The 13,669-nt window shown below is 51.9% G+C and carries 9 protein-coding genes; 2 read left to right on the top strand and 7 right to left on the bottom strand.

Annotated features, from left to right (window positions below; translation table 11 throughout):
* Nucleotides 1-379: 379 nt before the first annotated feature.
* The 5 genes from ACN0YN_RS07295 to ACN0YN_RS07275 form a co-directional block, all read right to left on the bottom strand.
* Nucleotides 380-1,204: an ABC transporter permease gene (locus ACN0YN_RS07295; RefSeq protein WP_417384345.1), complete on the bottom strand. Its 825-nt coding sequence runs from the start codon at nt 1,202-1,204 to the stop codon at nt 380-382.
* A gap of 47 nt (nt 1,205-1,251) precedes the next feature.
* Nucleotides 1,252-2,283 carry an ABC transporter ATP-binding protein gene (locus tag ACN0YN_RS07290; RefSeq protein ID WP_417384344.1) on the bottom strand — a complete coding sequence of 344 codons (1,032 nt, stop codon included), beginning with the start codon at nt 2,281-2,283 and terminating at the stop codon, nt 1,252-1,254.
* A 112-nt stretch (nt 2,284-2,395) separates the two neighbouring features.
* A complete protein-coding gene (locus ACN0YN_RS07285) occupies nt 2,396-3,460 on the bottom strand; it encodes a hypothetical protein (protein WP_417384343.1) in 1,065 nt (354 codons plus the stop codon).
* A gap of 184 nt (nt 3,461-3,644) precedes the next feature.
* Nucleotides 3,645-5,696 carry a carboxy terminal-processing peptidase gene (locus ACN0YN_RS07280; RefSeq protein ID WP_417384342.1) on the bottom strand — a complete coding sequence of 684 codons (2,052 nt, stop codon included), beginning with the start codon at nt 5,694-5,696 and terminating at the stop codon, nt 3,645-3,647.
* Between the two features lie 403 nt (nt 5,697-6,099).
* A complete protein-coding gene (locus ACN0YN_RS07275; RefSeq protein WP_417384341.1) occupies nt 6,100-6,726 on the bottom strand; it encodes a TetR/AcrR family transcriptional regulator in 627 nt (208 codons plus the stop codon).
* Between the two features lie 196 nt (nt 6,727-6,922).
* Between ACN0YN_RS07275 and ACN0YN_RS07270 the strand changes: the two genes are divergently transcribed.
* Together ACN0YN_RS07270 and ACN0YN_RS07265 are read left to right on the top strand one after the other, a co-directional pair.
* Complete coding sequence (locus tag ACN0YN_RS07270) at nt 6,923-8,683, top strand: aldehyde dehydrogenase family protein (protein ID WP_417384340.1); 1,761 nt, start codon at nt 6,923-6,925, stop codon at nt 8,681-8,683.
* A 40-nt stretch (nt 8,684-8,723) separates the two neighbouring features.
* Nucleotides 8,724-11,063 carry a parallel beta-helix domain-containing protein gene (locus tag ACN0YN_RS07265; RefSeq protein WP_417384339.1) on the top strand — a complete coding sequence of 780 codons (2,340 nt, stop codon included), beginning with the start codon at nt 8,724-8,726 and terminating at the stop codon, nt 11,061-11,063.
* Nucleotides 11,064-11,079: 16 nt separating this feature from the next.
* Here the strand turns inward: ACN0YN_RS07265 and ACN0YN_RS07260 are convergent, their stop codons facing one another.
* Nucleotides 11,080-12,015 carry a GGDEF domain-containing protein gene (locus ACN0YN_RS07260; RefSeq protein WP_417384338.1) on the bottom strand — a complete coding sequence of 312 codons (936 nt, stop codon included), beginning with the start codon at nt 12,013-12,015 and terminating at the stop codon, nt 11,080-11,082.
* 232 nt (nt 12,016-12,247) lie between these two features.
* On the bottom strand, nt 12,248-13,651 hold the full coding sequence (locus tag ACN0YN_RS07255) for a hypothetical protein (protein WP_417384337.1): 1,404 nt from the start codon (nt 13,649-13,651) through the stop codon (nt 12,248-12,250).
* Nucleotides 13,652-13,669 lie beyond the last annotated feature (18 nt).

Raw genomic sequence — 13,669 nt, 5'->3', positions numbered from 1 at the left:
ACGTATTCAGGACCAGAAAGTTCTGGTGACTGCCAGTGTCTGCCTGCATCTTCGAAAACAGAAAACTGACCGGCGGGATCGGATCTCATGACTGTTGTCTATTTCGTAAGTGAGGCAGCAGGCGGGTACATAGACTGGACACGAACAGGCGAAACAAGTTCGTCATCCAGGGAGGGAGAAGAGCCTCTCGTTCAACAAACTGACACTTGTGAGGAAAGTGCCCTGAACCCTTTGTGATTATTTTAGCAGAACAGCCGGGATTCGTCTAAGGGGGAAAACCGAAAGTTGGCAGGTCCAGAGCGCGAATCGGCTGAAAACAGGCGGATTTCAGCTGATATTAATAGTTCATGAAGGCCGTTCCTCCCTGAATTTCGAGGGTTTAGCCACCAAAGGCACTGTAACGGCGGATGCCTCGTTGAAAGGCAATGCGATTTAGAGAAAACAGGATGATGATCCAGACGACTTCAATAGACAATTCGAAAATCAGTTCCTGATGGGTATATTTACCCAGGATGACCGTTCCCGGGAAATAGGCCAGGTACTTGAAAGGGAGCATCTGCATCCAGCTGCTCAAGGGTTCCGGAAACAGGTCGAGGGGAATCATGTGCCCGGAAAGAAAATAGTTGAGCATCATATAGATAAAGATCAGCGAACTGACTTCCAGAAACCAGAATGCAATCAGGCCGATCAGGGATTCAATTAAAAAGCCGACGAGAAAAGCCATCAACAGGGATATGACCCAGGCGGTAATCGTAAATGCATCTGGCCAGCCGCTGAAGTATTCGCGGCAGAGATAGAAGAGCAGAATGAACGGGCCGATCGCGACCATGTAATAAACCAGCTTATGCGCCATGCGGGCCCAGAACAGGTAGCCCAGCATGTCGATGGGCTGAATGAGATATTTTTTGATCGTTCCATCCCGAACATCATTGGCGATCCCATTGGCGAGCCCGGGCATGCTGGAGAAGGCACGACCGACCATCACCAGCAGATAGTAGGCCACCATTTCGTTATAGTTGTAGCCTTTGATGGAAGCGACTGGTTTCGTCGAATAGATTCCGTAGATGGCCCCCCAGAGAAAAATCTGTGTGACGATGGGGAGGAAGCGGACGAATGTGGCAAAGACGAAGTCTCCCCGATACACGAGGCGTTCCTCGATCGAGGTTTTGAGAATAATCCAGTGAGTTCGCAGGCTGGCAATCATAAGGCTGTTATCAACAGGGGAGAAATCCCAATCAAGAGAGGACGGATTTAGTCAGAGGCAGACTGCAGGACACTCTGTTCGTCATGCAGACTCCGGGCATCACTTTTCTGTTCGGTAAATACCTCTGCGATCACTTCTTCAAGGGGTCTCTCCTGCACTCCCACATCCAGAATGCGATACTTGGAAAGGAGGTTCGAGAGGATTTCCGGTATTTTGTTACGAGGTACTTTCAGCTTCACGCGGGGGGCTTCATTTTCGATGACTTCTCCCCACTGTGAAAAGTCGCGTGGCATGTCGTCGCCATCAAACTGCACGTCCATGATTTTATAGTTGCTGAACCGATCCAGAATGTCACTGAGCGGGCCGTCATGTTTAATCTGCCCCTGATTGATGATAATGGCCCGTTTGCAGAGGGCCTCTACATCTTTCATATAGTGACTGGTCAGCACCACGGTGGTTTTCTGTTCGATCTGGTAATATTTCAGAAACTCCTGCACACGGCGCTGCGAAACGACGTCCAGGCCGATTGTAGGTTCATCCAGGAGCAGCACGTCCGGTTTATGCAGCAGAGCGGCGATCAGCTCCATCCGCATCCGCTCTCCCAGTGAAAGTTCCCGTACCGGTTGACCGATCAGGTGGCGGACTTCAAGCAGGCTGGTCAGCTCATCGATGCGGCGTTCGTACTGCTGCGGATCGATGCGGTAAATCTCTTTATGCAGACGAAAGGATTCCTGAGCCGGCAAATCCCACCAGAGCTGATTTTTCTGGCCCATCACCAGTGAAAAACGGCGTCGGTATTCGTTTTCCCGCTTCCAGGGGACATGACCCAGTACCGTAGCTTCTCCAGCGGAAGGGAAGATTAGACCGGAAAGCAGCTTGAGTGTGGTCGTCTTTCCGGCACCATTCGGTCCGAGAAAGGCCACGATTTCGCCTTGTTCAATGGCAAAACTGACATCGGAAACAGCATGAACTGTTTTATAGTCGCGCCTCCACAGTCCCTTGATTGAGGCAAAGACGCCCTCATTTTTCTGGTAGACTTTGTAGGTTTTTTCCAGGTTTTTGACGACAATGGCATTCATGCCCTCATCTTACGGTACCTGTCGTTGCTGGTCGAGCGACAAACCGGGCGATTCAGAAAAAACGCTGGCGCAAGCGAAATATTATGCGTCAGTTGGCGTTGATCGGGAACCGTCAGCAGGCAGCAGCCCATTCATTGCGAATCTGGCAGGCAATCAGAGGGTCACACATGGCTGCTGTCGCCAGATGGGTGGCTTTGGCACCGGCAGCCAGAAACTCCCGTACATCGCCGGCAGAACTGATGCCGCCACAGGAAATCAGATCGGGGCGAGATTGCCCGGCAGAGAGTTCAGAGATCAGTTCAGCAAACAGACGCAGCTGATTCAGTGATGCCTGTTTTGTCGCGGCACCACATATGCCCCGCTGTTCTCCCGAGAAGAGGGGAGTACCCTGATCATCGACAACCGTGGTCGCCACACTGTTGGTCATGACGATGCCATCAGCGAAGGGGAGCACGGCCTGGAGAAACGCTTGCGCGTCCGCTTTTTGTGACAGGTGACCAATTTTGATCAGATAGGGAACCGTTCCGGTAACCGCTTTGACGCGACGGGCTACGAGTGTTGCCGCCTCGGGCTGCTGGTAGAGCTGGCCATCGCGTGTGCAGACATTCGGGCAGGAGAAATTGGTTTCGATACAGTCGGCACCACTTTCGATGGCCCACTTCGCACAGCGTGCATAATCATCGGCCAGGTCTTCCAGTGACCAGTCAGGTTGCAGGCTGCCGACGACAGAGACGGAGAGCAGTTTTTCACTCGGCAACTGCTTGCGGGTCTGTTCAACATCGCGACGCCAGAGATCAGGGTCAGCGGATGGCATGCCAAAAGAGACTGCCCAGCTCCCCTGCATTTCTGCTGACAACTTCACGGCGGTTTCACTCCCATCGAGAGAAGATGTCTGCACCGGTTGCAGGTTGGGCAGGGGATAGCAGGCACGGGATGAGGAGCGTACGGTTTTGTAGGTCAGCACATCAAAGCCGAGGCTGGCATAATACAGGACCCATTTTCCATTTAATAAAGGACCGGCGGGGATTCCCAGCGGAGAGGGGACAGGCAGGCCGCAAAATGACCACGAGCCCGGGAATGAGGAGACTTCCTGAATGATGGGGGCGGGAGCATGCTCGTAGTTCCACTCGTACGTCTGTTGTGGATTGTAGCAGGGGAGATCATGTGCGTTTGGCATAGCGGAACCTGGGTAGGAATCATGGATGCAGATTTCAGTTCTGATTATAGCCAAACAAGTTGTTATGGTTCTACACACTGCCGGTCCGCTGCAGGCAGTAACAGGAAAGGGAAATAAAAAAACTCCGGCCTCTGAAATCAGAGACCGGAGTTAAGGGGGGAATCAGTTTGTTGTTGAAGCAGGATTAACGCTGAACGGTATTCATGTTCTTGAGCACGTTCATGTAATCGACAGTGATGTTCAGGATTTCATCGTTGTAGTAATCCTTTTTGAAGATATCCTTGTCGGCTGCGTCTTTCTTTTCTTCTTCCTTTTTCTTTTCTTCCTTCTCTTTGTCGGTATTCAGTTCTTTGCGTCGAACCGCTTCATTCAAAGAGATGGTTTTCTGGTTTTTCTTCTGCAGATATTTGTCGATTTCTTCTTGAGTTTCTTTGAAATCCTTGTCTGCAACAATTCGTTTTGAGCTGGACTGTTTCAACTGATCCAGAATCTGTGGATTCACCAGACCGACAGGAGCGAACTGAGCTACTTCTGTCTGGTCAAATTCCATGGCATCGTCCAGGAAGGATTCCCCCAGGTCCATATTGTCAATCAGTGAAGGGAGTACAATGTCAGAGCGAACGCCCCGGTTCTGAGTACTGTCACCGTTGACGCGGTAGAACTGGTTGATGGTCAGTTTCAGTGCACCCAGATCCTGACCTCGCAGGAAGGAGAACATCTGGTTGCTGACGGGCATCACATTCTGCACGGTGCCTTTACCGTGTGTCGTAGTATCGCCGATGATCAGACCACGTTTGTAGTCTTTGATCACGCCTGCGAAAATTTCAGAAGCGGATGCTGAGAGTCGATTACAGACCACTACCAGAGGTCCCGTGTAGACGGCACCAGGTTCAACATCACTGTGGATTTTTCGTTCGCCGTCCATCTGTTTGACTTGAACAACCGGTCCTTCATCAACAAACAGTCCGGAAACTTCGATGGCTTCGCTGAGAGCACCACCACCGTTGAACCGCAGGTCGACGACGACGCCATCAACGCCACCCTGATCGCGGAAGTCATACAGTACTTTGCGAACATCGCGAGCGGTACTCTTGAAGTTTTCATCACCCCGCTGTGCACCACGGAAATCGCGATAGAATGAGGGGATGCTGATCACGCCGATACGGCCGGTTTTACCCGGAAGCCGTTCACCGGTTTCGATAATTTTGCCTTTGACTTCCGATGTGCTTAGCTCGATTTTCTTGCGAGTCAGCTCATAGGTTTCAACGGCGTTGTTCTTTTCTTTTTTAACCCGCAGTTGCACGATGGTACCGCGTTTTCCACGGATGTAGCGAACCACTTTGCTGAGTTTCATTTCGACGACATCAACAAATTCGCCATCTTCCTGAGCGACAGCGACAATTTTGTCACCCGCTTTCAGGCGTCCATCAGCATCAGCGGCACCGCCGGGTACGATTTCGGCAACGACTGTGAAACCGTCTTCAGAACGCAGAGCGGCTCCGATGCCGTCCAGGCTGAGTTCCATGCTAATCCGGAAATCTTCCAGTGTCTGGGGAGACATGTAGCTGGAGTGAGGATCAAAACAGTGTGTCAGAGCACTCAGGTACATTTCCAGCTTCTCAGATTTTTCAGTCTGAGCCATCGTTCGCAGGTTATTGTGATAACGCTTGTGTAACTGCTCGCGTGCTTCTTCGAGCTTGGTGTCTTCGAGCATCAGATTCAACAGATCGTATTTGACACGCTTTCTCCAGCGTTCATTCATCTCGGTCTGATCTTTAGCAAAGTCCTGTTCCTTGGCGTCGACGATAATCGATTCATCAACGGTGAAGTCGTGGTCGACATCGACCAGCTGTTGAGCGTAATCCATCCGCTCCTGAAGACGTTTCAGGTACAGATCAAAAGACTCGTAAGCAAAGTTGACATCACCGACAGCCAGTTTGTCATCCAGCTGAGTTTTGTCTTTTTCGAAACCCTCAATATCTGACTGGTAAAAGTACAGCTTTTGTGGATCGAGTTGTTTGATGAAACGTTTCATCAGTTTCTGAGAAATTTCATCATTGATCGGTTTGCCGCTGATGTGGAAGCGGCTGACCATCGCACAGACCCGTTTGGCTGTGGTCGAATCACTGGCTGTATCAGAGACTGTCGCCTGCTGCGCGAAAATCGCGGTTCCCAGAAGGAGAACCATACAAAGACTGAGAGCAGAGGCTGCTTTTGAGGGAGGATTTAACTTCATAAGTTTCGTCCGTTGCTTGGATTGGAAGTGATATAGAAAAACCGTTAGAGAGAACTGAAGTCATCCAGAAACTCACTAATGTCAGCCGCTTGATATTATAGGATCAGAGAAAACAGGACAAGGTGACATTTCCAGGAGATTCCTTTCCAACTGTCTGTCAGTGATCGCTTTAAAAAATACGATGCAGAGACTTTTACCCTGTTTCCAGAGTCCAGTAGAAACTATTACGTCTCATGAGCGTCGGACGTTGGTCTAAATTCAACAGAATTCCGAAAGAACGGGGACTCTCAGCGAGTGCACGCCCTTGATTTCAGATGTTGATGTCTGATTATAGTGCGTTTTTTAGAGTGTTTTCTGTAAGTGTAATATTTTAATTAGTTTACGTTTCGTTGCAGTTGAGCGTCTAAACGGAATCGAGATTGTCTGGTTGCAGCAGTCTGGTGAGGGTCCGCAGGCAGTTGCTCCAGATTGTCTGAAATGCGTCCGAGTCGACTTTGTGGCCGGAAATTAATTGTGCCAGCTGAGGCAGCGTGGCGGGGAAAAAGACCAGAGCCGTGAAGATCAGCATCAGACAGACCGGATCCAGCTCATCAGAGAGTTCTCCCGCTGTCTGTGCCTGCTTCAGCCGCTCAATATGGTTGTGGTAGTATTCCCTTCGCCAGGCATCGTCGATGAGCGGTTCCCCCTGGTTCTGCTGTGCTTCATTGAGCAGGACCCGCACGTAATTCTGGTCGCGCAGGTTTTCCTTAAAATAGAACTGCAGAACTTCGGAAATCTCTTTGGGGATTTTTGCAACGCTCTCGTTTCGTTCTTCGAGTTTGCTTTGCAGAGCTGCTTCGAACAGACCCTGTTTGTCGTTAAAATAGCGGTAAATCAGCGATTTATTGAATTTCGCCTCTCTGGCGATGGCTTCGATCCGGGCACCCTCCACGCCTCGCTCCGCAAATTCTGCGATGGCTGCCTTGAGGATCGCATCCTGTGAACTGATCTCTTTTTTAGCAGGGATCTTTTCGGTTTCACTCGAACTCATGGCGGCTCACAATACGAACGGAGTCAGAAGTATCACTCCCACGGATTCTGAAGTCAGGCAGCTTCGATTTTGCCATCGAATTTCCTGTGCTCGTGCAGGACAGGTGATTTTTCAGATTTTTGTTGAAATCCAGATGAGGCGGGTTTAGGATTCAGGTAATTGTAACGGTAACGTTACCGGTTATCCATGTCATTTCATGAAATCATGTCTCCGGTTTCGAGTCAGTGTGATTCGAAGAGTGGAATTTCTCCGGTTCAACGGGGAGACAACGATCCTGCATCAGCAACACGCGACAAAAGTAGATCAGCCTGAGCTGGATCAGGCTTTGGATGAACTGGCGGAAACCAGCCGGAGTGGGGCTGGTCTGTCTGTTGCCCGCCGAATCGAGTTGACCGCGCAGTGTCTGTCTTGTCTGTCCCAGGCAGCCAGAGACTGGGCTGATCTGGCTTGTGAAGCGAAGCGAATCCCAAGGGAGAGCACGACCTGCGCAGAAGAAGTTCTGGCAGGACCGGTTTCGGTGGCCCGGTTTCTACGAGTGTTGTTGACCAGTCTCAAAGCGATTCAAGCGGCAGGTCGGCCGCGGTTACCGGGATCGCCGATCGCAAAACCAGGAGCGCCGCTTCGCGTCCCCGTGTTTCCGACTGCGGGGATTTATGATTCTCTGGTGTTCTTTGGACTGTCCGCAGAGGCCTGGTTGCGCGAGGAGATCAGCGCGGAGAACCTGTTCGATCTGACCGGTTTCGAACCTGCTGAAACAAAAGCATCACCACTGACTCTCGTGCTGGGGGCGGGAAACGTTTCTGCGATTCCTGCGACCGATGTGTTAACTAAAGTGTTGCAGGATGGCGAGCGGGTGCTGTTGAAGATGAATCCGGTGAATGCGTATCTCAAACCAGTGTTCGAACGATCGTTTGCGCCGCTGATCACTGCGGGGTTGCTCAGGATCGTCGACGGGGGAGCAGCAGCAGGGGCTTATCTGGTTGACCATGCAGCGATCGACCGGATTCATATCACCGGTTCGACACAGACACATGATGCGATTGTGTGGGGCAGTGATCCGGAGGAATGCCGTACCCGAAAAGCGAGTCATCAGCCCCGTCTACAGATTCCCGTGACCAGTGAGCTGGGCAATGTCTCTCCCTGGATTGTTGTTCCCGGTAAATATTCAGAACGTCAGTTGCAGTTTCAGGCGGAAAACATCGCGGCTTCGATTGTGAACAATGCCTCCTTTAACTGTCTGGCGACCAAGGTCATCGTTACCTCTGCAGACTGGCCGGATCGGGATCGGTTCATGACGATGATTGAGCAGAAGCTGCAGCAGATTCCGCGACGTTATGCCTATTATCCAGGGGCAGCCGAGCGCTGGCGGCGTTTTGCCGGTTCTGATCCTGACGACAGTGAGTATCTGCCCTGGAAACTGATGCGCGATACTGATCCTGCTCAGTCGCCTCAGCTGTTTCAGGAAGAATCTTTCGTTTGTGTCTGTGCAGAGACAGCATTACAAGCAGCGTCTGCTGCGGAATTTCTGGAGCAGGCGGTGGAATTTGTGAACCGGGATGTCTGGGGGACCTTATGTGCGACGATGACGGTTCCCGCTGACTTTCGCAAATCAGAACAAGCAACGCTTGAACGGTGCATCGGGAAGCTGAAATACGGCGCGGTGGGAATCAATCACTGGCCCGCTTTGAATTACGCGTTCATGTCGACCCCCTGGGGAGGAGCACCCGGGGCAACGTTGCAGGATGTTGTCAGTGGCATGGGAAACGTCCATAACACTTACTTTCTGGCGGGTGTGGAAAAAACGGTTCTCTCTGGTCCGCTCACCCTGTTTCCTCAGCCGGTCTGGTTCCCTTCGCATCCCAATCCGGAAGCGGTGGGCTGGCGTTTGCTGGACTTGTATACGAACCCATCACTGGGCAATCTGTTACGAACCGGTCTGACAGTTGCCTTAAAATAACGAATTCAATTCAACTCATTTCTTAACAGGTTTCTTTGATATGGCGCTTTATCAACGGGTGACAGTTTTTCGAGCGATGGCTCTGTGGGGGCTGGTTCTGGGATGCAGCTTATTGAGTGTAGCTGAACCAGCAGGAGCCGGGAAAAAACAGGCTTTCAAGCTGGAAGCATCTACTTATACGTTTTCACCCGGACCTGAGTTTCAGTTTGAATTTCAGTCGCGACTGATCCAGGCGGTACCCGGTGATGTGTTGATTCTGAAAGAGGGGACCTATGACTTACACTCCGGTTTAAATCTGGTCACCGATAATGTGACCATTCGCGGACAGGGGCATGAGAAATCGGTTCTCTCATTCAGGAATCAGACCGATGGCAGTTTTGGATTGCTGGCGAGCGGGGATAACCTGGTTCTGGAAAACTTCGCGGTGGAAGATACCAGTCACAATGCCATCAAAGTCTTAGGGGCTGAGAATGTCACGTTTCGCGGTGTGCGCACGGAATGGACGGGGGGGGCGAAAAAGACGAACGGGGCCTATGGGCTCTATCCGGTGCAATGCAAAAACGTATTGATCGAAAACTGTGTGGCGATCGGTGCCGCCGATGCGGGAATTTATGTCGGTCAGTCGACTGATGTGATTGTGCGTAACAGTCGTGCGGAAGCGAATGTCGCCGGAATTGAAATTGAGAATACCGTCAATGCAGACGTGTATGACAACGTCGTGACCGGGAATACCGGGGGACTGCTGGTGTTTGATCTGCCCGGGCTGCCTCAAAAAAACGGGAGGCATGTCAGGCTGTTTCGTAATCGGATTTTTAAGAATAACCTGTCTAATTTTGCACCGGCGGGGAATATGGTGGCCTCCGTCCCGGCGGGAACCGGAATCCTGTTGATGGCGACGGATGATGTGGAAATCTTTGAGAATACTATCACGGATAATCGATCTTTTAATGTGTCCGTAGTCAGTTTTCTGATCTTCGGCAAGAAGATGAACGATCCTAACTACGATCCTTATCCGGAAGGTGTTTTCATTCATGACAACAAAATTGAAGGGGGAGGCAATGATCCGGACGGGGAAATGGGGTTGGTTTTGAAGTCGATCGTAGGCACCCCGCTACCGGAGATTGTGTATGATGGCTTGATTGATTCTCGCAAGCTGGTCGATGGAAAAATGCCGCCAGAAAAAAGTTTGCGGCTGTCTAATAATGGCGAAGTCCGGTTTCTGAATATTGACTTCGGCAACCTGAATCCCGTGAATATTGCAACCGGGAAATACAAGCCTGAGACCGATGCCACGGCGTTTACAGGGACACTGGCTGCGCTCAAACCCGTTCAGCTTCAGCCTCACGGTAAACCGGAGCCAACCAGCAACAGGGCCTTGCAGGTGTATTATGATGCACCGCGAAAACTGTCTGAGCTGGGTTTGTTTCAGGGGAACGGGGCGACACAGGAGCCGGCAGAGGATGTGATTCCCTACGATCTGCTGACAACGCTGTTTACCGATTACACAACCAAACATCGTTTTGTTCGTCTGCCGGCGGGAGAGAAAATCCGTTTTCAGAAATCCGGTGTGCTGGAGTTTCCTGTAGGCAGCATGTTGATCAAAACGTTTTCTTACATGAAAGATCAGCGAAATCCAGCCGCGGGTGAACGACTGCTGGAAACACGCGTTGAGTTTCTGAAGGAGTCAGGCTGGTACGGGTATTCCTACATCTGGAATGAGGAACAGACCGACGCCGAACTCAGCCTGGGAGGTGGTGAGATTGATGTTTCCTGGATTCACACTGATGGGCAGACACGATCGACGCGACATCTGGTGCCGAATGCCAATCAGTGTATCAGCTGTCACAGCCAGAACGAAAAATATGTGCCCATCGGTCCGACTGCTGCGAATCTGAATCGCATGCACCACTTTGCAGACGGGGATGAAAATCAGTTAGCTTACCTGACACGCAAAGGACTGCTGCAGGGAACTCCTGAATTAAAAGAGATCAACAGGCTGCCTGAATTTTCGAACCCGCATTCCGGTACGGTCGATCAACGGGTTCGCGCTTACCTGGCTGTGAACTGTGCCCACTGTCACAGTCCGGGTGGCAATGCGCGAACGACGGGCCTGGACTTGCGTTTTTCACAACAGGATCCGGCCCGGTGGGGTGTCTGGAAAAATCCGGTTGCTGCCGGCAGAGGCTCGGGCGGGCGCAGTTATGATATCGTGCCTGGGGCACCTGAGAAGTCGATCCTGATGCATCGTCTGCAGTCCAACGATCTGGCAGCGCGGATGCCGAATATCGGGAACCGCGTTGTTCATCAGGAAGCCGTCGATCTGATCGGGCAGTGGATCAGCGAAATGCCAGCCGAACGAACTGAATCAAAGAAGCCTTAGACAAAGCTCGGCTGATTCAAATCGCCTGTTTGTGTTCGTAAGAATGGCTGTCCTGAATGATCAGCTGATTGCGGCCCTGTTTCTGGGATTGCGCCAGTGCATGCAAGCCACGTTCCAGAATCAGGTCGGCGGAATCGCCGGGAACACAGTTGAGATACGCAAGGCTGGCGGTGACGACGACTTCGGGGCTGTTGCTTTCCAGTCGGAAGTGATGATGGCGAATTGCTTCGCGAATCGTTTCGGCACAGACCTGACCGGCATCGACTTCGACACCCGGGAACAGGACCGCCAGCGTGTCTGACTTCCAGAGGCAGATGACGTCCTCGTCTCGTACCTGGTGCATGATCAGACGGGACAGGGTTTTCATGAACTTGATGGGAGCCATGATGCCAAACCGTTCTTTCAACTGGTCATGCTGATTCATCTGCACGAGTAACAGCCCGCAGTTGTTTTCCGTGGCCGTTCCCGCCAGCAGCATCATTTCCAGGTTGGCTTCGAACGCGGACGAGTCAGGCAGTTTTAAATGCGAGTGTTCCGGCTGGAACGCCCATTGTAACGCCGGGAAATCCTGCTGTTTCTTCTTCTCTGGTTTTGTGACAGGCGGGGTGTTGACCGGCTCTGTATTTTTTCGTTCCACCAGTCGATTGATCAGTGACAGCAGGCTGGTACGTCTGGAATTCAATTCCCGAGTCTGGTCACTGGTCAGAATGGTTCCCGGAAATTTTTCGAGAAGTGAGCAGGCGGCGTATGCAGTATCCAGAGTTTCTTTGACGTGTTGATAGCAGTTCTGCAGATGTTTCTGGGCCCGCTTGAGATTCCGGACTGGTGCACTCTTTCCGAGGAAATAGCCGGCGGCGAATCCGAGTGAAACTGCAATCAGCATTCCTGCACCGAAACTGATCAGTATTTCGTTTGGTAGTGTCGAAAGTGATGTTGAGAGAACTGGCGTCATACTTCTCTTCCTGTCCGGGAAGGAAATCGTTTTGGATGAAAATGGTTTGAAATTCATTGCCTGGAAACAACGAAAACATGGGAGCCCGGTACTGAAGTTTAGTACGCATTCCGTGGTGGCGGGCAGAGGAATCCCCGTTCTCTCTCGAAACTCAATGACCGATTACACTGGTCGTGAGGATTTTGAGCCTGAATTTGCAGCTCAGCGATAAATAGCAGGCAAGTGATCCGGACTATTTCCGCTTATTACCATCGAGGGGCGTTGCCTGGACGGGCGCTGGTTTCGGCTCGAGGAACTGCAGACTCAAGACGATGTCCGTGTCACGCTGGTTCAATTCATCGATCAGTTTTTCGTCGACGGTGAAGACGAACGAGATCTGTCTGCCGGACGGAGACGCGCACAGATAATAAATCCATTGAACCGGGATGTCGTTGGCTTTCCCGGCAACGGTGACGCGGTGGATGAACCGTCCGTCGTCTGTAGAGAGGTTTTCGGCTTTCAGAATTTTGACAAGCTTGTCACCCAGAGAAGAGCGGATATCCTGCTGGAACTGTTCTTCGCTGGTGTGTTCGCCCGGTTTTACAGTCGGGATCTTTGAGATATTGGCCTGTGAAACCAGGCTTCCTTTATCGAGGAGACGTAAAACCGCAACCTGACCTGTCTGATGGAAGACATACCAGTCACGAGGCAGCAGCAGCCGGACGTCCCAAGGTGGTTCGAAGCTCAGGTATTTGGCTTCCGGGCTGGTCTCCAGTGGAATTGTAGCGAGAATTTCATCGGTGAGCGGACCAGGGGCAGTCGCGACACTGCGGGTCCAGTTGACGTCCGCTGTCACTTTCATCCCCGGACTGACGGAGCCTACCGAGCGTTTTTCTGTCTGCTGCAGTTCCAGTTGACTGATATAGTTGTGGTCCAGGCGGAATTGCAGTTTGCCTTTGACGGTAATCGTCGTCTGGGCACCGACGGTGGCACCTTCAATACTGCCTTTGAAACTGATGGTCGCCAGTTGATCTTCCACGGAATCCAGCTGGCAGGTTAATTCGGATTTCAAAACTGCTTCCAGGCCGGTCAGGGACTGCAGCACCCAGCGGTCCGGAGTCCAGACTTCGCCCACTTCAACATCCGACTGGGGCAACAACGCCAGAACCGGCAGACTGTCTCCGGGGGAGTTCAGCAGTTCCAGTTCCGAAGGCAGGAGATGACTGTTGGGGGCATGCAGTGAGAGCCCTTCCAGGGTCCCTTCCGCCACGATGAGTCGATGCTTGTCGCTGCCACGGGCATAGGTTTTCTGTCCCTGAACATCAATGGTGGCGGTTGCTGCTTCATAATAACGGAGTGAACGAAAGGCTTCCGCATCGCGTCCGGTTCCGGGCAGCCGTCGTTCGAGGTACTGAAATTTTCCATCGACGTCGAGTTCCAGCGAGCGCGCCTGTCCGGTTTTGATCGCGGTTTCCAGCTGTCCCTTGACCCGCACGGTGGAGTTCACGTTGAAGGTACGGGCGTCCTGAACGGGTTCTCGGAATTCATAGGTTTCCGCGAAAGCGGGGGCCGTAGATGCTGTCAGAGCAAAGGCGATCAGCGCCAGACAGAGTAAACCGGGAATCCGTGCAGAAGAAACAGAACTCAGTGAAAACATGCGGAATGCTCCGTAAAT

It is taken from the genome of Gimesia sp., assembly GCF_048260065.1.
Lineage (GTDB): Bacteria > Planctomycetota > Planctomycetia > Planctomycetales > Planctomycetaceae > Gimesia.
This window is presented reverse-complemented; position numbering and strand designations above follow the sequence as displayed.